Annotated in this window: 29 protein-coding genes and 1 riboswitch; of the genes, 2 read left to right on the top strand and 27 right to left on the bottom strand. The window is 50.0% G+C overall.

Annotated elements, in window-relative coordinates:
* Positions 1–150: 150 nt before the first annotated feature.
* From fin to DFQ01_RS22110, 17 genes are all read right to left on the bottom strand, one after another.
* Positions 151–381, bottom strand: coding sequence for an anti-sigma-F factor Fin (fin, locus tag DFQ01_RS22190; protein ID WP_110046111.1), 231 nt, complete (start codon positions 379–381; stop codon positions 151–153).
* 485 nt (positions 382–866) lie between these two features.
* Positions 867–1,214 (bottom strand): hypothetical protein, encoded by a 348-nt coding sequence (locus DFQ01_RS22185; RefSeq protein ID WP_245946824.1) that lies wholly within the window; start codon positions 1,212–1,214, stop codon positions 867–869.
* A 192-nt stretch (positions 1,215–1,406) separates the two neighbouring features.
* Complete coding sequence (gene pth, locus DFQ01_RS22180; protein ID WP_110046110.1) at positions 1,407–1,967, bottom strand: aminoacyl-tRNA hydrolase; 561 nt, start codon at positions 1,965–1,967, stop codon at positions 1,407–1,409.
* A gap of 182 nt (positions 1,968–2,149) precedes the next feature.
* A complete protein-coding gene (locus tag DFQ01_RS22175; protein ID WP_110046109.1) occupies positions 2,150–2,818 on the bottom strand; it encodes a 50S ribosomal protein L25 in 669 nt (222 codons plus the stop codon).
* Between the two features lie 85 nt (positions 2,819–2,903).
* Complete coding sequence (glmU, locus tag DFQ01_RS22170) at positions 2,904–4,304, bottom strand: bifunctional UDP-N-acetylglucosamine diphosphorylase/glucosamine-1-phosphate N-acetyltransferase GlmU (RefSeq protein WP_110046108.1); 1,401 nt, start codon at positions 4,302–4,304, stop codon at positions 2,904–2,906.
* Positions 4,305–4,413: 109 nt separating this feature from the next.
* On the bottom strand, positions 4,414–4,698 hold the full coding sequence (gene spoVG, locus DFQ01_RS22165; RefSeq protein ID WP_110046107.1) for a septation regulator SpoVG: 285 nt from the start codon (positions 4,696–4,698) through the stop codon (positions 4,414–4,416).
* Between the two features lie 127 nt (positions 4,699–4,825).
* The gene (locus DFQ01_RS22160; protein WP_110046106.1) at positions 4,826–5,221 is read right to left on the bottom strand and encodes a RidA family protein; all 396 of its coding nucleotides are present in this window, start codon (positions 5,219–5,221) and stop codon (positions 4,826–4,828) included.
* 31 nt (positions 5,222–5,252) lie between these two features.
* Positions 5,253–6,077 (bottom strand): pur operon repressor, encoded by an 825-nt coding sequence (purR, locus tag DFQ01_RS22155; protein ID WP_110046105.1) that lies wholly within the window; start codon positions 6,075–6,077, stop codon positions 5,253–5,255.
* A gap of 146 nt (positions 6,078–6,223) precedes the next feature.
* Positions 6,224–7,078: a 4-(cytidine 5'-diphospho)-2-C-methyl-D-erythritol kinase gene (gene ispE / locus DFQ01_RS22150; protein ID WP_110046104.1), complete on the bottom strand. Its 855-nt coding sequence runs from the start codon at positions 7,076–7,078 to the stop codon at positions 6,224–6,226.
* Positions 7,079–7,256: 178 nt separating this feature from the next.
* Positions 7,257–7,442, bottom strand: coding sequence for a small, acid-soluble spore protein, alpha/beta type (locus tag DFQ01_RS22145; RefSeq protein WP_110046103.1), 186 nt, complete (start codon positions 7,440–7,442; stop codon positions 7,257–7,259).
* Positions 7,443–7,653: 211 nt separating this feature from the next.
* Entirely contained in the window at positions 7,654–7,926 is a 273-nt protein-coding gene (gene veg / locus DFQ01_RS22140; protein ID WP_110046102.1) for a biofilm formation stimulator Veg, read from the bottom strand.
* Between the two features lie 146 nt (positions 7,927–8,072).
* Entirely contained in the window at positions 8,073–8,969 is an 897-nt protein-coding gene (gene yabG / locus DFQ01_RS22135) for a sporulation peptidase YabG (RefSeq protein WP_110046101.1), read from the bottom strand.
* Between the two features lie 548 nt (positions 8,970–9,517).
* On the bottom strand, positions 9,518–10,426 hold the full coding sequence (rsmA, locus tag DFQ01_RS22130; RefSeq protein WP_110046100.1) for a 16S rRNA (adenine(1518)-N(6)/adenine(1519)-N(6))-dimethyltransferase RsmA: 909 nt from the start codon (positions 10,424–10,426) through the stop codon (positions 9,518–9,520).
* A 3-nt stretch (positions 10,427–10,429) separates the two neighbouring features.
* The gene (rnmV, locus tag DFQ01_RS22125; RefSeq protein ID WP_110046099.1) at positions 10,430–10,996 is read right to left on the bottom strand and encodes a ribonuclease M5; all 567 of its coding nucleotides are present in this window, start codon (positions 10,994–10,996) and stop codon (positions 10,430–10,432) included.
* A gap of 110 nt (positions 10,997–11,106) precedes the next feature.
* Positions 11,107–12,258, bottom strand: a complete 1,152-nt coding sequence (locus DFQ01_RS22120; protein WP_110046098.1) for a resuscitation-promoting factor — start codon at positions 12,256–12,258, stop codon at positions 11,107–11,109.
* 239 nt (positions 12,259–12,497) lie between these two features.
* Positions 12,498–12,702, bottom strand: a riboswitch (cyclic di-AMP (ydaO/yuaA leader).
* Between the two features lie 183 nt (positions 12,703–12,885).
* Positions 12,886–13,668: a TatD family hydrolase gene (locus tag DFQ01_RS22115; protein ID WP_110046097.1), complete on the bottom strand. Its 783-nt coding sequence runs from the start codon at positions 13,666–13,668 to the stop codon at positions 12,886–12,888.
* Positions 13,669–13,710: 42 nt separating this feature from the next.
* Positions 13,711–15,009, bottom strand: coding sequence for an HD domain-containing protein (locus DFQ01_RS22110; protein ID WP_110046096.1), 1,299 nt, complete (start codon positions 15,007–15,009; stop codon positions 13,711–13,713).
* A gap of 286 nt (positions 15,010–15,295) precedes the next feature.
* Between DFQ01_RS22110 and DFQ01_RS22105 the strand changes: the two genes are divergently transcribed.
* The gene (locus DFQ01_RS22105) at positions 15,296–15,550 is read left to right on the top strand and encodes an AbrB/MazE/SpoVT family DNA-binding domain-containing protein (RefSeq protein WP_006038197.1); all 255 of its coding nucleotides are present in this window, start codon (positions 15,296–15,298) and stop codon (positions 15,548–15,550) included.
* Between the two features lie 295 nt (positions 15,551–15,845).
* Here DFQ01_RS22105 and rsmI read toward each other — a convergent pair whose 3' ends face one another.
* The 10 genes from rsmI to DFQ01_RS22055 form a co-directional block, all read right to left on the bottom strand.
* Positions 15,846–16,790, bottom strand: coding sequence for a 16S rRNA (cytidine(1402)-2'-O)-methyltransferase (rsmI, locus tag DFQ01_RS22100; protein ID WP_110046095.1), 945 nt, complete (start codon positions 16,788–16,790; stop codon positions 15,846–15,848).
* Entirely contained in the window at positions 16,787–17,578 is a 792-nt protein-coding gene (locus DFQ01_RS22095) for a tRNA1(Val) (adenine(37)-N6)-methyltransferase (protein ID WP_110046176.1), read from the bottom strand. The genes rsmI and DFQ01_RS22095 overlap by 4 nt, the downstream gene beginning before the upstream one ends.
* Positions 17,579–17,840: 262 nt before the next feature.
* Positions 17,841–18,254 (bottom strand): initiation-control protein YabA, encoded by a 414-nt coding sequence (locus DFQ01_RS22090; RefSeq protein WP_110046094.1) that lies wholly within the window; start codon positions 18,252–18,254, stop codon positions 17,841–17,843.
* Between the two features lie 34 nt (positions 18,255–18,288).
* Positions 18,289–19,092: a PSP1 domain-containing protein gene (locus DFQ01_RS22085; protein WP_110046093.1), complete on the bottom strand. Its 804-nt coding sequence runs from the start codon at positions 19,090–19,092 to the stop codon at positions 18,289–18,291.
* A gap of 4 nt (positions 19,093–19,096) precedes the next feature.
* A complete protein-coding gene (gene holB, locus DFQ01_RS22080; protein ID WP_110046092.1) occupies positions 19,097–20,074 on the bottom strand; it encodes a DNA polymerase III subunit delta' in 978 nt (325 codons plus the stop codon).
* Between the two features lie 202 nt (positions 20,075–20,276).
* Positions 20,277–20,717: a YaaR family protein gene (locus tag DFQ01_RS22075; protein ID WP_110046091.1), complete on the bottom strand. Its 441-nt coding sequence runs from the start codon at positions 20,715–20,717 to the stop codon at positions 20,277–20,279.
* Between the two features lie 56 nt (positions 20,718–20,773).
* Entirely contained in the window at positions 20,774–21,103 is a 330-nt protein-coding gene (locus DFQ01_RS22070) for a cyclic-di-AMP receptor (RefSeq protein WP_110046090.1), read from the bottom strand.
* Between the two features lie 70 nt (positions 21,104–21,173).
* A complete protein-coding gene (gene tmk, locus DFQ01_RS22065) occupies positions 21,174–21,809 on the bottom strand; it encodes a dTMP kinase (protein WP_110046175.1) in 636 nt (211 codons plus the stop codon).
* Between the two features lie 85 nt (positions 21,810–21,894).
* Positions 21,895–23,487 carry an aminotransferase class I/II-fold pyridoxal phosphate-dependent enzyme gene (locus tag DFQ01_RS22060; RefSeq protein WP_174812905.1) on the bottom strand — a complete coding sequence of 531 codons (1,593 nt, stop codon included), beginning with the start codon at positions 23,485–23,487 and terminating at the stop codon, positions 21,895–21,897.
* 203 nt (positions 23,488–23,690) lie between these two features.
* On the bottom strand, positions 23,691–23,885 hold the full coding sequence (locus tag DFQ01_RS22055; RefSeq protein WP_110046088.1) for a sigma factor G inhibitor Gin: 195 nt from the start codon (positions 23,883–23,885) through the stop codon (positions 23,691–23,693).
* Positions 23,886–24,168: 283 nt separating this feature from the next.
* Here DFQ01_RS22055 and DFQ01_RS22050 point away from each other — a divergent pair, with 283 nt between their 5' ends.
* Positions 24,169–24,699, top strand: a complete 531-nt coding sequence (locus DFQ01_RS22050) for a hypothetical protein (RefSeq protein ID WP_110046087.1) — start codon at positions 24,169–24,171, stop codon at positions 24,697–24,699.
* Positions 24,700–24,987: the final 288 nt, after the last annotated feature.

Raw genomic sequence — 24,987 nt, 5'->3', positions numbered from 1 at the left:
GGCACCTTCCTTCTGCGGCGCGCATTCGATCGCACCGTTGACGATGAAAAAAACCTCTATCGATATCGCGTATAGAGGCAGGTGGTAAACACACAAAGAAGCCTCAGCCATCCCGATGCCTAGGCTAAGGCTGTCGCTTGTATTCCAAAGCTATTGAAGCGGATTTGGTATAAGCACCAGCTCAGGGTTCGCTTCAATTGCTTCGCGGCAATAATCACACACCACGTTAACAATGACGTCCCCGTTTGGGTTATACGCTATTATATCGCTGCGCTCCTCGGGGGTCAAGAAATGGAAACCGAGCTGCTGCTCCGTTACCGATGCGTTATTAATCGTTCCTACCGTAGAGCGGCAATGTGGGCAAATGTAGTTCACAGCCATATGTATGCCTCCTGACCAATTGTTATACACGTTAGTATGTCCCAAATTTAATCGTTATAACGATTGGTCTGCGACCGGCTTGATTGTCCCTGCGGGACGGCTTTTAGATAGGGCTCCGCCCTATTTAACCCGTTTGTCCCTGCGGGACTCGCTTCCCACCCAAACCCTCGGGAGCCCACCCCACCCAAACCCTCCCCTCGTAAAGGAGGCCCCAAGGGCTCTGCCCTCTGGACACCCGAAGGACTCACCTAGATACGGTGGAGGCGTGGTGGCACGTTCTGCTGTGACTGGAAACGTTCTCACGTATGCCTACGATTCGACGCCCCTGAGTTGCTGCGTGCTGGTGCTCGCTTTCGTCCCTGTGGGACACGCTCTACGGTGGGGCTCCTGCTGGTGGATCCCTGTGGGATCTAAGAGCTTTATCGGTAAGGCACAAAAAAAGTCTGCATCTAGCCATTGGAATGGCGGATGCAGACTTTTTCTTATTAACCGATGAGTGCAAACGCTTGGACGCCTGCCGGAATCGTCCGTACCCGCTGCAGAATGCCTGACGGGTTGAAGGTGCGCAGCTGGTAGCTGACTTGAGTCAGCGTTCCGATATTGTTGAACACGACAACGCCGAACGGATCGAATACCGCTTGGGACACAACTCTGCCGTTACGGATCAATTCAGCGAAGAAGTTGGTCGTCCGAAACGGTACGCCGTTATTCTGCACCCATACAACCGTAAGACGGTTTAACGTAGGACTCGTACTCGCGGTCAACGACGGACGCCTTACTTTTACAACAGTGCCGCCCGGCAAAGTAAACGGAGGGTTCACCAATCTAACCACCGCTCTCACTCCTTTCGGTTCTTATACCGTAGACAGCTTATGCGGGAGGTGGTCAGCCCGAGTGGACGATTGGTACCAGGGCAAGCGCTCTCAGCTTTCGCCTTAGTGAGAAAACCGAATAGCTAAGTCTAAACGCAGAGGCGCGTGCCGGGCTAGGCGCGTTTGTGTGCAATGAGGACGTACTTCTATGACTTAGACATTAAACTTAGCCATGGTCTGCTCGAACGTTGCTTTGAGCGCAAATTCGGCCGCGTCACAGGTTTGGCTGATCATCGTGGACAGCTTGTCCTGCTCTGCCTTAGGGAAATTCGCTAGGACGTAATCAGCGATGTTGCCGCCCGGTTGCGGGCGCGTGATCCCCATACGGATTCGGTTGAACTGCTGCGTGCCGACATGCTGAATAATCGACTTGATGCCATTGTGGCCGCCTGGGCTGCCCTGATAACGCAGACGGATGCGGCCGATTTCGGTGTCGAGGTCGTCATAGATGACGACGAGGTCTTCCAGCGCGACTTTATAGTAATCCATAAAGGCACGAATGGATTCGCCCGAGAGATTCATATACGTCATTGGCTTCATAAGCACAACCTTCGTGCCGCCAACGTTGCCTTCCCCAACAAGTGCCTTGCATTTGCTCTGTGTGACACTGATACCCCAGCGTTTCGCGAGCTCATCGATTGCCATGAACCCGACATTGTGCCGCGTATTCTGATATTGCGTTCCTGGATTCCCCAGACCTACGAACCATTTCATAATGTAATATTCACTCCTATAAGTGCTTTGACCATGTCCTCGTGTAAGGTGAAAGTGAAAACCTATACATAACTGGATTTATGAAAAAAGGCTGCATCAGCAGCCTCTCTTGCGATGGTATTACGTTAACAGCATGTCCCGAACTAACGAGGTACAAGCAGCTGGAAAAGCAGCAGCGGCGGCTACGCCTGCTGGCCGCCGACACCCGTCTTGACCGCTTCCATCTTCTCGTGCTTCGAACGCGACTCCGCTTCATGCAGCTCGACCGCCTGCGCTGCTGCTTCTTCCTCCGACAGCTCCAGCTGCGGCGCCAGAATCGTTACGACGACCTGCTCCGCATCCGAACGAACCGTTACGCCAGCAGGCACCGGAATATCGCGTACGAGCATATTCTCGCCCACGCCAAGCGAGGTAACATCAAACGAAATAACCTCTGGCAGCTGGTTTGGCAAACATTCGATCTCGAGCTCATGCGCAAGCAACTGCAGAATGCCGCCCTCACGTTCGCCCTTGCTGTCGCCAGTCGCCTCTAGACGCACATGCGTCCGAAGCTTCTTGTTCATATTGATCTGATGCAGATCGATATGAACGACCTCATGCGTCAATGGATCGCGCTGAACCTCGCTGATTACAACCGATTCAGTCAGTCCACCTGGTATGGACACCGAAAGAACCGCATTCGGATGGGAGCGAAGCAGCGGAAGCAGCTCGCGCTCAGACAGTGCGATCGGCTTAGGTGCTTGCAGGCTCGGACCGTACACAACACCCGGCACTTTACCTTGACTGCGCAGCTCACGAAGCTCGCGTCTTGTTTTGGTAGCCCTTGTTTCAATTGTTAATGGTATGCCCAATTGGATAACCTCCTTCGCTTTCTCCCATAGGCTTACCTACAGCCAAGCGAATTAGTCGGACATACCACCAGTTATTTTTCCATTATTATTGTTTGGAGAGACGTTCTTTCCTTGCTCTCGCGCGTGCGCGAAGCTTCTCCCCATAGCCGGTCTTGTTCTCTTGGCGTACACGGGCAATAGCCATATCATTAGCGGCTACGTCCTGCGTAATGGTCGAGCCTGCGACGACGTATGCGCCGTCACCGATCTTGACCGGTGCGATCAGATTTACGTTGCTGCCGACGAAGGCGTTATCGCCAATCTCGGTAACCGCCTTGTTGTAGCCGTCATAGTTAACCGTAATCGCGCCACAACCGAAGTTAACGTCTTTGCCGACAACGGCGTCGCCTACGTAGCTCAAATGCGACACTTTGCTGCCGTCACCGAGCGTAGCATTTTTGAGTTCAACAAAATCGCCGATCTTGCATTCGCGTCCCAGCTTGGAGCCTGGACGAAGATTCGCGTAAGGACCAACCGTGCTCTTTTCACCAATCTCTGCATCGGCCGCACTCGAGTACTTGATGGCTGCGCCATTGCCAACCGTCACGTTCGTCAAATCGGCTTGCGGCCCAATTACGCAGTCTTCACCAATAACCGTACGTCCACGTAAAATCGTACCTGGATGAAGAATCGTATCCGCGCCGATCTCAACGCCCGCTTCAATATAAGTCGTCGCTGGATCAATAATCGTTACGCCGTTAATTTGATGCTGACGCACGATGCGTACACGCATCAGTTGCTCCGCTTCGCCAAGACCAACGCGATCGTTAACGCCGATGCCTTCCGCGAAGTCCGGTGCGATGTAGGCCTCAACCGTTTCGCCCTGCTTGCGCAAAATCTCCAGCACATCCGTGAGATAATACTCGCCTTGCGCATTGTTATTCGTTACGAGCTTAAGCGCTTCGAACAGCTTACGGTTGTTGAAGCAGTACATGCCCGTGTTGATTTCCGTAATAGCCGCTTCCTCGGCCGAGCAGTCCTTTTGCTCAACAATGCGCAGCACTTCACCGTTCTCGCCGCGGATAATACGTCCAAGCCCTTGTGGATTAGGAACGACAGCCGTCAGCACCGTTGCTGCTGCACCCGCACCTGTATGCTTCTCGAGCAGCTTGCCGAGCGTCTCCGCCGTTACGAGCGGTGTATCGCCATAAAGGATAACCGTCGTGCCCTCTTCCTCACCGAGGAGCGACGCAGCTTGCTGTACCGCATGGCCCGTCCCAAGCTGCTCTGCTTGCAGCGCGAACTCTGCGCGATCACCAAGCGTTGCTTTGACGAGCTCTGCACCATGTCCAACAATTACAACTTTACGCTCACACGCCGTTGCGTCTACTGTATCAAGTACATGCTCCACCATCGGCTTACCGCATACTTGGTGAAGTACTTTATATAACTTGGATTTCATCCGCTTGCCTTGTCCTGCCGCAAGCACAATCGCCATCAATTTCAATGAAATAACCTCCTGCCAACGTTCGCTTAATCCCGTTTATTCTGTATTTGACTATATCTTATTCATATGCAAAAGAAAAGAGAGCCCTTAGGCTCTCTTCGTCTCATTATTACGCTCCTTCTTCGATAACTTCCTCTTCCGCAGCAGCGCGCTCATACTCAGCGAGTACGGCAGCTTGGATTTTCTCCCTGGTGGTTGAAGAAATCGGGTGAGCGATATCCCGGAATTCTCCGTCCGGAGTCCGTTTGCTTGGCATAGCGACGAACATGCCATTGTTGCCGTCAATAACACGAATATCATGAACGACGAACTCATTATCAATGGTGATCGAAGCAATAGCCTTCATACGGCCCTCCGAGTTTACACGTCGGAGTCTGACATCTGTAATTTGCACTTGTGTTCACCACCTTTGCCTCTTGAAGACTTGGTGTTTAATTCCACACTTTAGAGCAAATTCCTTCTATTTTTTTGGAAAACTTATGCTTATTTATATATTTTTTTTTGCACTAGAAAACTTTTCGCTATTGTTCGACAGATACCGATGCGATCAATTCTATTTCGACAAGAACGTCCTTCGGCAGGCGTGCAACCTCTACCGTCGAGCGTGCTGGTTTATGGTCTCCGAAGTACGATCCATAGATCGTGTTGACTGCTGTGAATTGGTTCATATCCTTGATAAATACCGTTGCTTTCGCCACATCTGCGAATGTTGCGCCTGCTGCTTCGAGTACCGCTTGCAGGTTGCGGAACACCTGATGCGTCTGTTCCTCGATGCCACCTTCAACGAGCTGGCCGTCTGGACCGAGTGGAATTTGACCCGATGTAAAGAGCAGATTTCCTACTTTTGCAGCGTGCGAATAAGGGCCAATTGCGGCAGGTGCGCCTGCTGCGTTTACGATTTCTGGTTTCAATTTCATGCGTGGTTCCTCCGTCCAAATTGTTATATTTTTATTTGAAAAAGTTGCCTGGAATGACCATCGTTTGTTTGGACTTTAAGTCTACTGCAGTTACCTTCGCAAGCGATACATAATCCTCGAGAAGACGCTCCTCGGTACCTAGTTCACCCGATTCAACGAACACGCCGACACCTGCGACCTTCGCATTAAATTCACCGAGCAGATCCATCATCCCCTGGATTGTTCCGCCTGCCTTCATGAAGTCATCAATAATAAGCACACGTGAACCTTCGCGCAATGTACGTCTTGCCAGCGACATCGTCTGAATGCGCTTGTTAGAGCCGGATACGTAGTTAATGCTCACCGCAGAGCCTTCCGTCACTTTGTTATCCCGACGTACGATAACAACCGGCAAGTTAAGGCAGGCCGCAGTCGCATACGCGAGCGGAATCCCTTTCGTCTCCACCGTCATAATGACGTCGATCTCACGACCAGCGAACGCGGTAGCGAACATGCGTCCGAGCTCCGACAACAGTTCCGGCTGTCCTAGCATATCGGTCATGAACAAATAGCCGCCAGGCAGCACCCGTTCAGGCTGCTCCAATTGGCGGCACACCGTTTGAATCGTCTCGAGCGACGCTTCCAGGCCGATCTTCGGTGTGAATTTCACGCCTCCCGCCGCACCTGCAAGCGTATGCAGTTCTCCGATTCCTTCGTCTTCGAACACTTCTTTAATAATCGCCAAATCCTCGCTAATCGAGGACTTAGCGGATTGATAGCGATCCGCGAATGCGGTCAGCGAGATGAGTCTGTGTGGACGGCTCAGCAAATACTGTGTCATTTCTACGAGTCGAGCACTTCGTTTCAGTTTTTTCAACGTATTATCTCTCCTCGCCAAAATCCGAATAATATAAAGCAAATATACCACTTTTATACGGATTTAATCAAGGTGAAACGGCCGCCGCCGTCCTTTCGACGGTCCATCTCGTTTCGATTTCAAGAAAACGTGCATTTTTTACTGGACTATGTCAACATCCGTACGACGTACACTTCTTTGCAAAATCCACGCAGTCCGTTATAGATGCGCGCCAGCTTCGCTTCCTTCGACACAAGGCCAAATACCGTTGGTCCGCTGCCGGACATCAATACGCCCTCAGCACCCAGCTTCTGCATGCTTTCCTTCAGCTGCAGCACCTCAGGATAATGATGAAGCGTTACTTCCTCGAGCACATTGCCAAGCGATGCGCACATATCATTGAACGAGCCGCTCGTAATAGCGCTTAGCATGTCCTTCATGGACGGATGCCATTTCAGCTCCGAAGCCTTGAATCGGCCGTACACATCAGCCGTCGACACGTTAATCGGAGGCTTGGCCAATACGACCCAGCACTGGGGCGGGTTCTCGATGCGCTCCAGACGCTCGCCGCGTCCTGTTGCAATTGCCGTTCCTCCCGTTACGCAGAAAGGTACGTCGGATCCGAGCTCTGCGCCAAGCACGCACAGCTCCTCATCCGAGATATTAAGACCCCATAGGCGATTGAGCCCGCGCAGCGCTGCTGCTGCGTCGCTTGAGCCGCCAGCAAGACCTGCGGCGACGGGGATCTTTTTATCCAAATGAATATATACGCCCTTGCGGACGTCATAACGGTCCTTGATCAGCTTCGCTGCTTGGAATGCCAAGTTCTTCTCATCGAGCGGTATGTATCCAGCTTGGCTCGAAATTATGATCTGGTCACGCTGAAGCTCTTCCATCTCGAGACGATCGGCCAGGTCGACCATCGTCATAATCATCTCGACTTCATGAAAGCCGTCGTTGCGCTTATGCAGCACATCGAGCAGCAGATTTATTTTGGCAGGGGCCTTCTCGTATATTTTCATTATTTTCACCCGTTCGTATGGTTAACTCCACCTATTATAACAAACGAAGTCAAGAAATGCGAAAAAGAGTGAAGCATGTAAATTGTAGTCCTTAAATGCAAACAAGCCCCCGTTGTTTATAAACGGCAGGCTTGTACGGCAGACGCATTCAGTTTGAAGCAAGCACACCGTTTACCAACTACTGGTTCGTCTTGTTGGCAGCGGCCTGTTCTGCAAGCTGGATCGCCCGCTTCACCATATTGCCAGCATCCTTGGCGCGAATGCCGCCCCAGCCTTCCTGCTGAACCGTATCGTAGAAGCCAAGATCTTTTGCCAGCTCATATTTCAAATTTTCGGACATGGTGCCCCGTCTTCTTCTGCTCATCGGTATTCCCTCCTGCCATCTGGATTTTGAACCGCGTTCAAAGTCACTCTGCTGATCGGTGGCTGCGACTAATAATGGCTTGATGCGTCTTTAGGATGCCCTGACAGCGCTTATTCATGCGGCAGTAAGTGAGATGGAAATTGAGAAAGAAAAATGCGCATCCACTTGGGATACGCATTGGAAGCAGCCGGCATCATGCCGACCGTTGGTGCTATTGTATATAGTTGATGCGCACTTGCCCCTCTTCGTTGCACACATGAACTTCAACGGATTCGGTCAATATATCCGCATAACTGTATGAAACGCGTTTAAATGCGCTCTCTTCCTGATCCAGCTTGACAATGAAAACAGATGGGTAGATTTCTTCCAGTACTCCGGTGCGTTCGACGGTTTTGCGTCGGCCTCCATTGGCGCGGAGCCGAATTTTAGAACCGACATGGGCTTCCAAGCTGCGTTTGATTTCCGACAGCGCATTTTTTGCCATTGTCCACTACCACCTCTTTCTCGTCCATTATAACGATCCAGGGAGGTAGTGTCAAATTGGTCAATAATTATATCAGCCAACAAAAGTTGGTGTCAATAGATTTTTTAGATTTTCTAAACATGAAACATAGGATCATATAAATACGTCTACATCATTACATTCGCTTGCGAGGTCTGCTTCGTCCACTTCGGCTTTGGCAGCCCTTTGCGCAGCCGGCCAATGGTCTCTATGCCGCCGATCCCTTCGATTCCGCTAATCGTCCCTTGAATGACCTCTGGTAGATCAATCGTCTCGCGAATCGGTGTTGCGCTCGCCTTGATTGCGATATAAACGGGATCAAGCGCATGAATGAGAATACGGCCCGGCGAACTTGCGAAGTTGGATCCCGCTTGCAGCAGCGCTTCGTAGTGAGATTGGCATGCTCCAGCAATAACGATAAGCGAGTCGCGGTTCTTCTCATAGTCACGTGCAACACGGACAGCATCAACGAAGTTTTGGGAGTTCTTATAGCTGCTTATGCTGCCTAAATCTTCAGATCGTCTGTTTTTTAATACGCCATCGTGTCCAGTAATAACGACGATGTCAGGCTTCAGCTCCGGCAGCAACCGATACAGCAGCTCTGGCATCTGTGCCTCGTGGACATGAATGCCGTGCGCTGGCACGCGCATTTGCGAGTACAGCTGCATGCTTTTCCGCATATAATTGCCGTCTCCATCAAGATGAAGCACTTTGCCCGGCATTTCGTAGAACGAAGGGTTCGATGCCGACTGGGTCGCCAGCCGAATTGGTCCATCCTGCTCATGGACTGGCGGACGTTTCTCCTGCATTCGACGCAGCGATTCTTTGACCTTAATACGAACCTGCTGGGATGCTGGCGTCGAATCCGGATCCTTCACGACTGCCAGATCAAGAAGCGGCGAATCCGCAAGCAGCCGATAATCCGTGCCTTTCAAGACAGCTAGTTGGTTATCTCGTAATAATTCAATGCGGAACAGCACGTCACCGCCGTATGATTTGCGGACGACCAAGTCCCCTTGCTTCATGGGCAGATCACCTCTTCGTGTATCCTATGGGTGACCTTCCTGGAAGGTGACACTAATATCCGAGGGCCCGGCCCTCGGAGCTCCCAGTTCCACCCCACCCAAACCCTCCCCTCCTAAGGGGAGGGCTCCAAAGGGCACCTGCCCTCTGGACACCCCGGAGGACTGATCTAGCTACGTTAGATGGATTGGGGTACGTTGGGTTGTGACTAGGTACTTTAGAACGTCCGCATACGATTCGATGCACCTTGGATCATACGTGCTGATGCCCGCTTTCGTCCCTGTGGGACACGCTTTACCTGTGGCGATCCACCGCGAAATCCCTTTGGGATCTAAGACCTCTATGCAATTAAAGAGCGGTGCGCACGTCCGCATGCGATTCGATGAACCTTGGATCGTACGTGCTGATGCCCGCTTTCGTCCCTGTGGGACACGCTTTACTTTCGGTGCTCCCACGGGTGATCCCCATGGGATCTCAAAACCTCCATGGTTGATCCGTTAAAACAAAAAACCGTATGCACGTATGCATACGGTGGGGTTCATTTGCGACTCTAGCCCTCCAGGCCCAAACCCGCTCCGTGGAGGGTGTTGCTTAGCTTGGCGAATTCGTCGAGAGAGAGCGTTTCGCCGCGGCGGCCTGGGTCGATACCGATTTGCTCGAGCAGCGATGTCAGCGTTTCGCGCTGGTCTTTGCCGAGCCAGGACGAAAGGTTGTTCATGAGCGTCTTGCGGCGCTGTGCGAAGGATGATTGCACGACGCGGAAGAAGTGTGCCTCGTCCGGCGTTTCGACTGCTGGCTTGTCGCGCAGCTTCAACTTGATGACAGCCGAATCGACATTAGGCTGTGGAATGAACACCGTATGCGGTACGATGCATACGATGCTCGGTACGCAGTAGTATTGCACAGCTACGCTCAAGCTGCCGTAATCCTTGCCGCCTGGCTTGGCCGCCATCCGATCAGCGACTTCCTTCTGGATCATGACAACGATATTCTCCAGCGGCAGACGGTCCTCTAGCAGCTTCATCAGAATCGGTGTCGTTACATAGTAGGGAAGATTCGCTACGACGCTGACGCCGGATACATCAGCGAATCGCTCTGCGAACAGCTGCTGTAAATCTAGCTTTAGCACGTCTGCATGAATAACCTCGACGTTATCTTCGTCTGCGAGCGTGTCGCGCAGAATAGGGATAAGTCGATTGTCGATCTCGACTGCCGTCACTTTGCCCGCTGATTGAGCGAGATGCTGCGTGAGCGCACCAATGCCCGGTCCGATCTCAAGGGCGCCTTTCGTCGAGTCCAGCTCTGCTGCTGATACGATTTTGTGCAGGATGTTCTGATCGATCAGAAAGTTTTGTCCGAGACTTTTCTTGAACTCAAAACCGTACTTCTTTACAATATCGCGCGTTCGCGAAGGGGTAGCGACCTCTACCGCCGTATTTTTCTTCTGTTCGTTGCTCATATTCTAGCCACGCTCCTGTTCCAGCTGCTGCTCCATTTGCCGTCTTGCTTCCATGAATTCCGTCATCGTAATCCGGAAGCTGACGCACCGCTTGTAAAAGGTTTTACCGTTCGCATAGCCGATTCCGAGGAGTTTGCCAATGACTTCGCGCCGTTGGGACGCCTGCGGATGGACAATGAGGCCCGCTTCGATCAAATCATCCCATCCAACCTCAACAGAACCGCCTTCTCCTGCCAGCTGCTCTGTCCGCACATTAGCGAGCGCTTTGCGAATCGCTTCTGGCGATGCATTTTCAACACCAATATCGCCTTTATACATCGCTTCCTCTTCTGGAAGAAACGCATGCTTGCAGCCGGGAACACGTTGTGCCACAATACGCCGAATACGTTCACCTGCATGATCGGGGTCTGTAAAAATAATAACGCCCCGACGCTCCATCGCCAGCTCTACCCGCTTCAGCACCTGTTCGCCGATCGCGGAACCGCCTGTCTCTATTGTATCGGCTTCGACAGCCCGTTTAATCGCCGCCGTATCGTCCTTGCCTTCCACCACAATTATTTCTTTAATCATCTTTCGCCATTCCTTCCAACTGAGCATGCAAAAAGAAGAGGCATCGCCTCTTCTTATGATGGCATATTTGGCTGTGAATTACGATAAATATGTGTTACATTGCGAAGTTCCTAGCTCGATGACGGTTTGTTCGGCCCGATGACGTACACCGTATAGCCCTTCTTCGTACCGAAATCTTCAGCGTAGTCTTCACTATCGTAATAAACGTCGATCTTGTTCCCTTTAACAGCGCTGCCCTTGTCCTCCGCACGACGGAATCCGATGCCTTCGATGTAAACCCACCAGCCGATTGGAATCACGTTAGGGTCTACAGCGATCGTCCGTCCTTCCTTCACTTTCGCGCCGGAAGCGGTAATACCGTATTGCGGATGGCTCGCGCTCTTGCCCGTCGACTTCACGCCGGCGGAGTAGGCCGTCAGTGTAACATTTTTCAGCACTTTCTTCGCTTTGAAGGAAATGCCTTTCAATGATACCGTCTGTGGACCACTTGATGCTTTGGCCGAGAGTGCTGTAACCTTCGGCTCTATTTTCTTCGTACCAACAGCTACCACTTGGTTAACTGTCGGTTTCTCTACCGTCTTCTCAACGAGTGCGGTCGATACGAGCTTGCCGTCTTCGTACACGCTCTCGAATTGTTTGACAACAACACCATTGGTGCCGTTCTTAATCGTCTTCTCCTTACCCTGCTCCAGGGTCGGATCATCTTGCTTCACGATCGTGAAAGGAACCGTATGTTGGGAGCTCGTTACTTTATGCTCCACACGAACAACCTTCACCGCCATGTTCGGTGTCAGTTCTGCCGTTAACGCCGGATATACTTTATCGTAGCTACGAACCGGAATATTTAATTCCTCGATCGCCGCTTGCACGGTATCCTCGGTCGTGTACACAGTCCAAGTCTTGCCATCAGCTGTTACGGTTACCGGATTTGCCGTGTCGATAACGACACGATCTCCATCTTTAATCGCTGCATTCAAAGGGATCGACACCTTATCATGCGGCCCAACCGTAATAGCTTGTTCATCCAGTAGGCGTTGCAGGACCCATTGCTTCGTTTTCACGACGCTCTCCTGTCCATTCACTACTACGGAGACGCTTCTCTCAGCCGTTCCGTACAACAACACCAATAACATGAAAGTCATAGCGATTGAGATAATAATACTCAATGTGATTAACCGCACGTTTTCATGCTTCCATCGCAATGCGAAAGACATGCTGGATGATCGTTTCCCATGGGTGTCCACTTGCGGAATTACGCCCACTTCCTCGGTCCTCCTTCATAGCCCCGCCGTCGAGTGTTTCGCATGATACAATTGACGCGACTATAGTATATTGGCATGACGAGTCATGCTATCCAGTCCCTCTCACCCTCACCTCCATTGTAACCCTATGTCGACGTACTCTTCTTTATACGAAAAAGAAAAGAAGCCATCGACAGAGGATCATCTGCTTCGTGGCTTCCCGATTGGTCGCGACTAATCATGGAAAGTGGGATCGAAGGTTGATCTCTCTATTTCGCTTACGAGGTTAGCTGTCGGGTTCGGGCAAGAGAGTTGCCCTATCGTCACACTGCAGCGGATCGACCGCTATGCAATGCTTCCAAATTCACCCCATCGGTTTATGCTTCCGTGCGGCACATTGAACTGTGCAGCATTTCCGCATATGGTTCCCCCGTTCTCCATTAGGAGATTAAGCGTACTACTGGAAATCCAATACATTGTGTAAGTTCTGAAATGAATCATACCCCGTGTTCGCATGCATTGTAAAGAACAGATAAAAGACGATTTAAACGATATTTAAGGAAATTCAGCGAAAAGAGAAGCGGATTTCGCAGCAAAATCTACTTTTATCACACGTAAGCTCCCAATTCCTCATGATTCCAGCCATTCTTATTCAAAACGGAAACATTTTCTAGCGTTTAGAGACGTTAAATATCCTATTTCTTCTATCGTCATCCCTTTAATTGCCGCCGCCGCTTCAGCCACGAGTGCGACATATGCGGACTCATTTCTCTTCCCTCTATAAGGATGTGGTGCCAAATAAGGGGAATCCGTTTCGATGAGCAGACGGTCGTCTGGAACTTTTGAAAGCACTTCCTTCGGCACTCTCGCATTGGTAAATGATACCGGCCCGCCGAATGAAATATAAAAGTTCATGTCAAGACAAGCCTTCGCTGTATCCCAGCTGCCGGAGAAGCAATGCATGATGCCGCCGACCTCTTCAGCCTTCTCTTCCTTCAATATACGTACGACGTCCTCGTGAGCATCTCGGTTATGAATAACGATCGGTTTGCCGACCTTGCGGGCGAGCCGAATTTGCTCCCGAAATACACGATGCTGAACCTCTTTCGGTGACGTATCCCAGTGATAATCAAGACCGATCTCACCGATTGCTACGACTTTCGGATGCGACATCAGCGACTCGATCCACTCGAGGTCTCCCTCCTGCATATGAATGCTCTCAACAGGGTGCCAGCCGACAGCCGCATAAATAAAATCGTACTTCTCGGCCAATGCCATCGTCGTTGGAATCGTCTCACGGTCGAACCCGATATTCACCATAATTTCGACACCCGCTTCTCGGGCGCGTGCGATAACCTCTTCTCGATCATTGTCGAACTTCTGATTGTCCAGATGGGTATGCGTATCAATTAATGTAAGTTTTCCGTTCATGGTGTCTGACTTTCTCCTTCCTATATACAACCTTCTTAGATTCTAGTAGCCAAAAATCGCGCGAATGCGACTATCGAGTCGATGTGCAACCGGGCGCAGCAGATCGTCTGGGAAATACCAGCGGTGCTTGTCCTGATGAAGTCCGGTCAGCGATCTAATAATATCGGAACGAGCGGATATTTCGGATAATCCACCTTCTGAATCAAGCAATAAAATCGGCGGCTTCTCATTGTCCTTCTTGCCGCTTCTCGCGTCCAGTCGGTACACATCGTAAGGAAGATCGAATGGAAAGTCAACCTCAAGATGGTAGTCAGGATGTAGTCCAGCCTGGCGCAGCTGCTCTCTTGCCTCTTCGAAGAGCGCCTCATTATGATCGCTTACAATAACGTCTTTATACAGCCTTCTATGTAAAAATCTTCTGCACAGATCCGACAGCCATTCATCCCGCTCATCCGACCATGCCATGAAGACCGTCTGAGCTAACGCTTCATCTAATAGGAAATAATCGCTCGTCGTCAAATCGCCCTGGAACAGCTTCAAAATCGGCAGCGGTAACCACTCAAATTGATAGCCATTGTGATACAGCTCTTTCGCCCTGCCGAAGATGTGTCGCAATATAATTTCCGAGCTCCGTGTAACCGGGTGGAAGTAGATTTGCCAGTACATTTGATACCGCGACATGAGATAGTCCTCGACCGCATGCATGCCACTCTCTTTGACCACAATTCGTCCTTGGTGAGGTCGAAGCACACGCAGTATCCGCTCCAAGTCGAATGTACCGTAATGGACACCGGTGAAATACGCATCACGCAGCAAATAGTCCATCCGATCCGCATCCATTTGGCTCGATACAAGGTTCACGACAATTGGTTTGTCGTATTGCTTCTTAATAATAGCAGCGACACGTGCAGGGAACTGCTCGTCCACCTCGCGCAGTATCTGATTGACCTCTGTTTCTCCCATAATAATGCGGCATGTCCAATCCTCGTGATCCGTGTCGAAAACCGCCTCGATCGAATGAGAGAACGGGCCATGACCAAGATCATGAAGCAGCGCTGCGCATAAGGCCGGCAGCCGTTCTTCCCGCGGCCAATCTTTGTACGCATTGCGCTCGAATTGCGAGATAATCCGTCGTGTAATCTCATAGACACCAAGCGAATGAGAGAATCGGCTATGTTCGGCTCCATGGAACGTCAAATAGGAGGTTCCCAATTGTCGAATTCTGCGAAGTCTCTGAAACTCCCTTGAATTAATAAGATTCCAGATCAGTTCATCCTGCACATATACCGATTTATGCACCGGATCCTTGAAAACTTTCTCTTCTGCTAGCAATCTCTCCATGTAAATCACACCCCTTAAAAGCAAATTTGTTCAAGATTTCGACACAGCCCCATATTTTTTGTCGAAAACTGTCGTATGTTCATTTCCAAACGTAATTAATTTGTTGTATGATATTTGTAGTGATTTAATGCCTTGTTTACAGGAAATGCAGAAAATTCAGTACCATTTTTACATATTTTCTATATTGACTGATCTGGGTATTCTTGGTACTATATATTTCATAAAAAGTAAAACCGTGTCGAAACATGACGAATTAATAATTTTGATTGAGAGAGGACTGATTCCTATGATGAAATCTACTGGTATTGTTCGTAAAGTTGATGAGTTGGGCCGTGTTGTAATTCCAATCGAATTGCGCCGTACGCTGGGTATTGGTGAGAAGGATGCGCTTGAGATTTACGTGGACGGAGAGCGCATCATGCTGAAGAAATACGAGCCAGCTTGCATCTTCTGTGGTAACGCAGAGAACGTTGCATACTTCAAAGGAAAAATTGTTTGCAATGTTTGTCTATCAGAATTGCCTGCACCTGTGACAAAATAAGAATTATAGGTTATAATATACTTATCCACATGTTAATTCTAACCTTTTTCATACTCCTTATGCCTTCCAGTGCTAAAACCCGGCCTGGAAGGTCTTTTTTTTGTCCGGAGAACAATCGGCCTTCGCTGTATTCTAGGCTTTTATTTCTCAGGAACCAAATAAACTTTGTAACTTCACGAAAGCGGAAGTTATACCACTTAATCTGTGGATAAGGAGTGGATAACCCCCTATGTTATCCACTTAGCCATTTATAAACGCGTTTTTTCATCCCCGAATTGCCTCGATAGAGGTCTTCTCATTCCCTTTCGTCTTTGCGCATGACCGCGTTGTACACGTCCCGCTTCTGCATCGACCGATCGGCTGCCGTTCGTTTAATTGCTTCCTTCCGATCCAGCTTCGCCTGCTCTTCATAATGCCTGACATGTGCGTCTAGCGTTAATGCCGACCACCACAGCTCGCCTGCTCCATTCGGAACGCCGTCTGCCATTTCCGCAATGCCCGTACCAGCTAATGAACCGCTCGAACCCGACTGTGCCGTGCGCCCTTCGACAATGATGACATACTCGCCAAGCGGAGGATGCTCTTCCAGCCAAATCATGCATTCCGAAATCGTACCGCGTGCTGCTTCCTCATGTCGCTTCGTCAGTTCGCGTGCCATTACAATACGTCGATCGCCAAGCACCTCGAGCATGGCAGCAAGCGTCTTCTCAATCCGATGCGGCGATTCATACATCATCAAGGTGCCTGGTTCATGCGCAACGCTCGTTAGCCATTCATTCAATGCTTTCTTCTGTCTTGGAGGGAAGCCTGCGAATAAGAATCGCTCTGTTGGCAGCCCTGATATAATGAGTGCGGACAAAGCCGCATTAGCACCAGGAATCGGAACAACCGGAATGCCCCGCTCCGCTGCATCTCGTACAAGGTCAGCTCCTGGATCTGAGATCGCAGGCAGACCAGCATCGCTTACGAGTGCAATCGATGTCCCTTCCTCTAATAGCCGAATCAGCTCTGGTCCGCTTGCCCTCTTGTTATGTTCATGGTAGCTGACGAGACGCGTCTGTATTTCAAAATGCGTCAGCAGCTTGCGAGTCTGCCTTGTATCCTCCGCCGCAATCAGGTCTACCTCGCTCAGCGTTCGAATTGCGCGGAACGTCATATCCTCCAAATTGCCGATTGGCGTTGCAACCAAATACAGCGTGCCGCCACTTTCCCCTGCAAAACTTCGTTGAACCTGTATCATTCGTTCTCCTTCCCGTCCGCGCCTGCGGCCCACGATCCATTGCTGCCGTAATACAGCCGCACCAGCTCTTCGGTGTATTGCCGTTCCTTCGTGTATACGATAAGTGGAGGCAGAAGCTTCACAGATGGCTTGCCATCTCGGATTGCTTCGATTAATAGCATATTCGCTTCTGCATCGGCATGCGGATGAACGAAACGGATTCGCTTCGGCTCGAGCTTCCATCGACGGAATGTCTCCAGAATGTCAATCAGCCGATTAGGCCGATGCACCATTGAGACTTTGCCCCCCGTGCGTACAAGCCTTGCACATGCCTCTACGACGTTATCGAGCGTGCAGTGAACTTCGTGGCGAGCAATTGCGTAGTGCTCATTGTCATTCTTATCGCCCGTCTGCGCTGGCATGTATGGTGGATTAACCGTAACAGCATCGTAGACACCGTTTCCTGCCGTTTTCCAATATTGACGCAGGTCCGCTTCGATAATCTGAATCTGATTGTCGAGCTTATTGAACTTCACGCTGCGCTGCGCCATACCAGCAAGCCTCGGTTGAATCTCAACCGCATCAATTGCTGCTTGTGTCCGTGTCGACAACAGCATCGGAATGACACCGTTGCCGGTACACAGATCAATCACCCGTCCACGCGGCGGAACTGATGCGAATCGAGCGAGCAGCACCGCATCCATCGAGAAGCTGAACACGTCTCGACTTTGTATAATTTGCAGCTCCTTCGTCATCAAATCATCCAGTCGCTCGCCGGGTAGAAGCTCGATCCCATCGGCATTCGCCATCACTTGCTCTTGAATCCCATTGCTTAATCCTTTTTCGACATCCACCGCTTAACGTTCCCCCACTCATTTCCTATCCTCATTGTTGCCAATAAACCTGCCTTAAACAAAAACAAAGACCCGTTGAAGGGTCTTGTTCGAAATCCAAGTCATTATTAGTTTCACTCTATCCATAGGCTTGGATTTCTCCGGAATGAAACGCACTGTGCCGTTATAAGGACGGCGACAGCCGTTTCACCTTGCGAAATATTGAAATCGAAATGCGTTATTTATTCAAAAACGAGAGACAGAATAAACAATCGCCTTCCGTCCGCAAATGCCCATAATAGACATTGCATATATGAAAGCCTTCATGATACAGACGGGCGAGATTATCATGTCCGCCGCCAATGATTGGTAACGTCTCAGCCTCCGGAGACGAAGGAGCCGCCAAGTCCAGCTGCTCCACGCTCTCCGTATTATCTGGTACTTCATCCGCAGCTGCCGGCTCCTGTTGCTGCTCCAGGAATGGCGCGCCCTGTCTGAGCAGCTTACGCAATTGATCGTTCTCTATGCTTAACCGCTTATTGTCCTCGAGCAATCTCTTGATGTGCAGCTTCATTAACCCGAGTTCGGCGTGAACGGCGCCTACGCGGCCTTCCAGCTCATCCATTTGTACAAACAGATCATTGTTATCCAAATTTGTTCCCACCTCAGGATCGTGATGGAACGGGTTATTTCACGACGACATCATCCATCGGAAGCTCTTTGGGCTTACCACCGATGTCGAGCAGCTGTACAAACACTGTCTTGCTCCCCGCATTAATTCCTGTTACTTTGCCTTCGCCAAGCGAAGTAATGACAATTTTACCGATAGTCGGAATTTCTTCGCGGACACTTTCATAGTTGTCATGCTCATATTTCAAGCAGCACATTAATCGGCCGCATAGACCCGAGATCTTCGTCGGATTCAGCGAAAGGTTCTGATCCTTCGCCATCTTAATCGATACTGGCTCGAAGTCGCCCAGCCATGACGAGCAGCAGAGTACCCGTCCGCAAGGACCGATTCCGCCCAGCATCTTCGCCTCGTCGCGTACGCCGATTTGGCGAAGCTCAATCCGTGTACGGAACACGCTGGCCAAGTCTTTGACCAACTCACGGAAGTCAACCCGACCCTCAGCGGTAAAATAGAAAATAATCTTGTTGCGGTCAAACGTATATTCTACATCAACCAGCTTCATCTTAAGCTGATGATTGCGAATCTTCTCCAAGCATGTCGTGAATGCTTGGCTCGCCGACCGTTTGTTTTCTTCTACCACCTTCGCGTCGGCTTCGTTAGCGATCCGTATTACTTTCTTAAGCGGAAGGACAACATCCGATTCACCGACTTGCTTTTGTCCCACCACTACTTTCCCATATTCGATGCCGCGCGCCGTCTCAACAATTGCATATTGATCCTTCGTTACGGGCAGATCGACGGGATCAAAGTAATAGATCTTGCCCGCTTTCTTAAAGCGGACCCCGACGACATTATACAAGGCATTAGCCCTCCTGTAGATTCACCAGTAATTGCTCCAGCGCCAGCTGCGTCGATACGTGTGCGCGTATTCGCTTGCTGCACTCCAGCACATGTTCCATGCAATTCACCCAGCCATCCGGGGTGCGAGCGAACGCATGCTTGCCAATCCATTCTGACTGATCTATAAAAACGATTTCTTCAAGCCTTCCAGCCTGGTAATGAATCATATCTTTATACCACAATAACAACATAGTGAGCAAAAGCTGCGGATCTTGTCCAACATCAGACTTCACGACCTGCTGTTGAACCGTAACGATCGCTGCAGTGAATCGGCTTAGGCTCTCCTTGCCTAATTGTATCACTACGTTTCTTGTTTCTGCAAACCCATTCTGCTGGATAAGCGCCCGGCAAGCTTCTACGCCGGAGGCGATTCTGGAAGCGGCTCGCGCCTGCATGGACGCGATGCCTTCAGCCTCTAGTGCTGCCTGCAGCTCCTTCGGAGACAATGGCACGAATGGGATCATCTGTACGCGCGACCTGATTGTTGGCAGCATCGCCTGTACGTTTTCTGTGAGCAGCAGCGCAACGATTTCCGATTGCGGCTCTTCCAGAAATTTGAGCAGGCTATTCGCCGCTTGAAGCGTCATCGTCTCCGCCTGCTCGACGATATATACCTTCTGCTGCACGCCTGCGTTCCGGTACGACATTTCACGCTGCAGCTGCTGAATTTGGCCGAGCTTGATCGACGCGCCATCCGGCTCTAGCATATGAAGGTCCGGTTGGTTGCCATGCTCGAATTTCCGGCACTCGATGCAATGGCCGCATGCGTCATCTCCACCAGACGTACAGAACAACGCCTGAGCAAAAGCGAGCGCAAGCGCCTTGCGCCCTGTTCCACGCGGTCCGCTGAACAGATACGCATGCGACACTTTCCCGCTTCGCAGCGCATAACGCAGCATTGACTTCGCTTTCTCTTGTCCTGGCACTTGATCCATACTCATGATGCAGTTTCCTTCCTAAATAAATGTAGTTCAAAAAGTCCGCTTTTGATCACGAAGCATCACAAGATGAATATTCGGCATCGAATCTTGGATGAAGCTGAGACTTCCGGTTCTCACGTAGCACAACACTTACGCTCCGATCCTCATTCCCCCGCTTGATCCAACCTTCTCGGTGCTTAAAATCGAACTTTTTGAACAGCCATTAATAAAACAAATTAATAAGCAGTCCTCGAATCTCGCCAATCTTGCTTAGAAGTTCCAGTCTTCCCTGCTCGCTCTGCAGTAATTCCTCTGCCATCTCGATGAGCTTCTCATCGATCTCATCCAGCAGCTTGTACCGCTTCATCCGACCACGACGATCAAAGCTTCGCTGCTCCTTCAGGCCAACTCCACGTCTAACCGTATCCTCGAGAAACTTCTTCACCATCTGCTGGTACAGCTTAAGCTCCCGTACCGTCATCGAGCGGGATAAACGCTCGCCCTGATTATATATATCCTGCAGCTTGCGCTGAAGCTGCTCGGTCGTTCTCTCCTGCTCATTTTGCTGCAGCACATCTGAGAAGCTTCTGGAGACAGTCGTTTTGTTCTGTTGATCCGTTCGCGACCGTTGCTCAAGCGGACGCCATCCTGATTCGATTTTCAAAGGCTGTCGCATCCTTCCTTGCTCGCAGATCACCGATCGCGACCGTTGTGATTACATCAATAGTGCTCGAATCGTTCAACTGGAACGACGAATACCGCCGCACCACCCACTTGAACCTCCACTGGGAATGGAATATACGAATCTGCCGAACCGTTTATCGGCGACACCGGTGTAACAAGCTGATCCCTTACTTTGCAATTCGATCGAATGACCTGTAGTACTTCATGAACCCGATCATCCTCAATACCAATCATGAAGGTCGTGTTGCCGGCACGCAGAAATCCGCCTGTGCTGGCCAGTTTAGTCGCGCGGAGACCTTCCCGAACGAGCGCATTGGACAACCGGTTACTATCTTTGTCTTGCACGATTGCGATGACTAGCTTCATCTTCAATCCCTCCCTAGACCATGGATAGTTAGCTACGAATAGCTATCTCTATTATTTTGACAAAAGTCTGTCAAATTCCTGCACAGCGCGCACGGATTGTCGCAATACATTCATTTAACACATTTTCCGGCTGCTGTTCAGCGTTAATGACAACAATACGATCCTTGAAATGCTCAGCTGCTAGTAAGAAGCCTTCCCTTACTTTATGGTGGAAAGATGCCGCCTCTAGATCAAGTCGATTAATTTCCCGCCCAGCTGCCTCTTGAATACGGCGCAGCCCTACTTCCGGTGTTACATCAAGATATAATGTCAGCATCGGCATGAGCCCATTGATTGCGAATTCATTGATCGCCATCACATCCTCGAATCCAATCCCACGCGCGTGACCCTGATAAGCAAGGCTGCTGTCGATGAAGCGATCGCATAGGACGACCTGCCCCTGCCCAAGTGCAGGCACTACCTTCTCCATCAGATGCTGTCTGCGCGCTGCAGCGTACAGCAGCGCCTCTGTGCGGCCATCCATGCTTGTATTGCTCCGATCCAGAATGACTGCACGTATTTGTTCCGCGATCGGAATGCCACCTGGCTCCCTCGTTGTCATTACCTGATGACCAGCTGCTTGCAGCGCCTCAGCAATACCTGCTATGACCGTCGTTTTCCCTGCGCCTTCTCCACCCTCTATTGAAATAAACAAACCGTTCGTCAATCCGTCGCTCAACGTCCTACGCCTCAATTCATCAAGAGATATCATCTACATCTATCATAGCAAAAGCTGGTACAGACCGTCACACTTAATAAATATTCGCAGCCTGCCTCATAATTCGTATCGTCTGCAGCGTCGGATCGGAGGCTCCTTGGCATTTGGCGCCCATATGAACAAGCTTCGCCAGTCTCGCAATAACGGTCTGTTCAAGACGCTCGCCAGCATATACAAGTGGAATACCCGGCGGGTACGGAGTAATCGTTTCGGCGCTAATACTACCTTCAGCGCTATGAAGCGGAACCGTCGTAATCGTATCGCGATTAATCCGATTCATAGAGAAAGGAATTGGTTCAGAGAACATTCGCTTCAGTTCCACGTCATAGCTCTCTTGCATTTCATGGGGCGACTTAGCAGTATCTATGTTCTCAAACAGATGCTGCTCCCGCTGATGCTTAACAAACTCCTCTTCTATCGCCTCACAAGCATCCAGCAGACGCTTTGTATCTTCCCTACTAACGAATGGGCCGAATAGGAGCAGCACGCGATGCTCGTCGGCCATCTCTGCCCAACAACCATACTTCTCCAGCAGGCTCAGCAGCTCATACCCGCTTACGACACCAGACTCATCTCGGATAATCATTCGCAGGGGATCGATTCGAACCTCATCATTCCACAGTGGACCGTAACCATCCGTCTTAGTAGCAACCTGATGGTCCTCACTTGTCTCCCCTGCTGAGACTGCCAGTCTCCCATTACGCCGCTTCATCTCTTGTCTGAACAACAACGCTTGAGATAACCCCGACTCAAATAAGGCTGGCCCCTCTTCCTCGATCATTGCCCGGGCAATATCAAGCGATGCCATGATAGGGAATGACGGGCTTGAACTCTGAACAGCTGCCAGCATATCTCGAAGCCGTTCAATATCCATATACTGCTCCCGTATATGAAGCATCGCCCCCATCGTCATGGCTGGCAGCGTCTTATGTGTCGACTGCACAACTGCATCTGCCCCTTGTACGATTGCCGACTCGGGAAAAGCGTCATGCAAACCATAATGCGCCCCATGTGCTTCATCGACCAACAGTGGAATGCCATAACTATGTACCAGCTCCACATATGGCTTGATCGATACACCACGCCCATAATAATTCGGTGTACTCAGCATTACAGCCCGGGCTTCAGGATATCGCTGAAGAGCTTGCTCAACCGTCTTCAGCAGCGGTACAAGTACAGTGCCTTCGTACGGTTCATAAGCTGGTTGTAGGAATACCGCCTGTGCCCCCGCAAGCCTTAGGCCGTTCAGTACTGACTTATGAACGTTTCGTTGAACAAGAATGATATCACCGGGCTCACATACCGTTAGAATCATAGCGATATTACCTGAAGTACTGCCACCAACAAGCAGCATCGATTCATCTGCGCCGAATACACGAGCCGCCATCTGCTGAGCCTCGGCTATTACATTGTCAGGCGAGTGAAGATCATCCGTTGCTGAAATTTCCGTTACGTCAATCGACAGCACGCCGCCAAAACGTGCCAGTCGTTCCTGCACAGCACTCCGCTCTGCATATGACTGCCACGCTTCTCCGTTACGATGCCCCGGCACGTGGAAAGAAACGGGATGGGTCGCCTCATGCGCAGTCAGACAATCATACAACGGCGCCCTTACGATTTTGCCCATTAGATTCATCCTTTTATATAAACAATAATAAGTGCATCATATAATCACTGTTTCATTACCATCTCTCAATATAACATGCCCTAAACGATAAAATCTCTATCGAGATCCACACTGACCGACTACCCAGATTCAAATATAAGCCTAGATCTATTGATTCTATTCATCAAATAAAAAAGCCTTTCCGATAGCCGGAATAGGCTTCTTTACGCATTTCTCTGAATCCAAATTTGTTTCATCTGATGAATATAGAAAGGATACTTCTCATCGAGTACATCCGTAGCTACAATATCAATCTCGCAGTCATCACAAATAAATTCTGTTACGATTCGGATACCTTCGTCCTCGCCCTTCATCTCACCACAAATAATACACTTGCACGTATGCTTCGCTTCCTCCATGTTGAATACCTCCTAAAAGCAATTTGCTTTCATCTTCGATATTACTACCTTTAAGCAAATTACTGCTTCGTAAGCATATGCTTTGCGGGGGAATAACGATCATATCTACTATTATGGTACAAATTCTATCACTTTAGTCAACTGGGCTCATCATTTTTAATCCAGCGTATGTAAGGAAGTCGCCTTTGGTGAATAGTAGGCGCAATAATCATCATTTGTATTCAGTAAATTCGTTTTCCAGCCGATAAAGGAGTTGATATCCTCGGAAAGGACAACATCTAGCATGCGACAAACCTTACAAGAACAAAGAAACGCAACCGTATATCAATACCGACTCGTCAACAAAATCGAGATCTATCCCAAGCTGCTTTCTGCATACAAAATCGTACCATTCGTATGTATCGCCATCGAGATCATCCTATTTGGCTGGAATGGCTTCCTATATGGTTTAATTGGACTGCCTGTCATGTCTTTGCTTCGTTTCATCCTCAATCGATTGACCCTGCTCCGCGTAGACAACTATCAGCGTCAGCGTTGGGGCTGGAACATTACGCTTCCTTTTATGGGATACAGCCCAGTCTCTGAAGTTAAATTCGGACTCTATCGTAAAACAGAACTAACAATGTTCTGGATCGGACTTTGCATGATCGGTGCTCTATTCCCTTGGATCAAACAGTCAGGCTTCTTCGGACTTCTTCTCTGGCACCTATGGCTTGCCATACCTGGACTCATCATCTGCCTCAGGCTGCGCAAACAACACTATGATGGCATAGTTAAGCTAGAAGCAGAGAACATCTCGTACTATCATCGCTAGAAGCCTCTATGGTTTCTAGCATTCTTTTTATAAAGTCTTTGTACGGTGATATCCGTTTAAAAACAACAAAAAAGCCATGTCATAAAGACATGGCTTACTTCATGCTTGGCGTCGTCCTACCTTCCCAGGACCCTGCGGTCCAAGTACCATTGGCGCTTATGACGGTCGATGATCACGAAGTTAACTCAGGGATCCTTCTCGGCATCGAATCTTGATCCAGCCTTCGGCCTCCGTTGCTCATGTAGGGTTTGCCTACACTCCGCTACTCATCCTCAGTCTAAATCAACC

Origin of the sequence: Paenibacillus cellulosilyticus, from assembly GCF_003182255.1 — a bacterium.
GTDB lineage: Bacteria > Bacillota > Bacilli > Paenibacillales > Paenibacillaceae > Paenibacillus_T > Paenibacillus_T cellulosilyticus.
This window is presented reverse-complemented; position numbering and strand designations above follow the sequence as displayed.

What these genes read in the sequence shown, in the direction of transcription:
- veg (WP_110046102.1), bottom strand. Translation starts at nt 7,926, where the DNA reads ATGGCAAAAAATGCGCTGTCGGAAATCAAACGCAGCTTGGAAGCCCAT.
- DFQ01_RS22115 (WP_110046097.1), bottom strand. Translation starts at nt 13,668, where the DNA reads ATGAACGGAAAACTTACATTAATTGATACGCATACCCATCTGGACAAT.
- rsmA (WP_110046100.1), bottom strand. Translation starts at nt 10,426, where the DNA reads ATGAGCAACGAACAGAAGAAAAATACGGCGGTAGAGGTCGCTACCCCT.
- fin (WP_110046111.1), bottom strand. Translation starts at nt 381, where the DNA reads ATGGCTGTGAACTACATTTGCCCACATTGCCGCTCTACGGTAGGAACG.
- DFQ01_RS22105 (WP_006038197.1), top strand. Translation starts at nt 15,296, where the DNA reads ATGATGAAATCTACTGGTATTGTTCGTAAAGTTGATGAGTTGGGCCGT.
- DFQ01_RS22070 (WP_110046090.1), bottom strand. Translation starts at nt 21,103, where the DNA reads ATGAAGCTAGTCATCGCAATCGTGCAAGACAAAGATAGTAACCGGTTG.
- DFQ01_RS22145 (WP_110046103.1), bottom strand. Translation starts at nt 7,442, where the DNA reads ATGAGCAGAAGAAGACGGGGCACCATGTCCGAAAATTTGAAATATGAG.
- ispE (WP_110046104.1), bottom strand. Translation starts at nt 7,078, where the DNA reads ATGAAAATATACGAGAAGGCCCCTGCCAAAATAAATCTGCTGCTCGAT.
- holB (WP_110046092.1), bottom strand. Translation starts at nt 20,074, where the DNA reads ATGAGTATGGATCAAGTGCCAGGACAAGAGAAAGCGAAGTCAATGCTG.
- pth (WP_110046110.1), bottom strand. Translation starts at nt 1,967, where the DNA reads ATGAAATGGTTCGTAGGTCTGGGGAATCCAGGAACGCAATATCAGAAT.
- DFQ01_RS22050 (WP_110046087.1), top strand. Translation starts at nt 24,169, where the DNA reads ATGCGACAAACCTTACAAGAACAAAGAAACGCAACCGTATATCAATAC.
- DFQ01_RS22060 (WP_174812905.1), bottom strand. Translation starts at nt 23,487, where the DNA reads ATGGGCAAAATCGTAAGGGCGCCGTTGTATGATTGTCTGACTGCGCAT.
- rnmV (WP_110046099.1), bottom strand. Translation starts at nt 10,996, where the DNA reads ATGATTAAAGAAATAATTGTGGTGGAAGGCAAGGACGATACGGCGGCG.
- rsmI (WP_110046095.1), bottom strand. Translation starts at nt 16,790, where the DNA reads ATGATACAGGTTCAACGAAGTTTTGCAGGGGAAAGTGGCGGCACGCTG.
- DFQ01_RS22055 (WP_110046088.1), bottom strand. Translation starts at nt 23,885, where the DNA reads ATGGAGGAAGCGAAGCATACGTGCAAGTGTATTATTTGTGGTGAGATG.
- DFQ01_RS22110 (WP_110046096.1), bottom strand. Translation starts at nt 15,009, where the DNA reads ATGGAGAGATTGCTAGCAGAAGAGAAAGTTTTCAAGGATCCGGTGCAT.
- yabG (WP_110046101.1), bottom strand. Translation starts at nt 8,969, where the DNA reads ATGAAGCAAGGGGACTTGGTCGTCCGCAAATCATACGGCGGTGACGTG.
- DFQ01_RS22160 (WP_110046106.1), bottom strand. Translation starts at nt 5,221, where the DNA reads ATGAAATTGAAACCAGAAATCGTAAACGCAGCAGGCGCACCTGCCGCA.
- DFQ01_RS22095 (WP_110046176.1), bottom strand. Translation starts at nt 17,578, where the DNA reads ATGGCGAATGCCGATGGGATCGAGCTTCTACCCGGCGAGCGACTGGAT.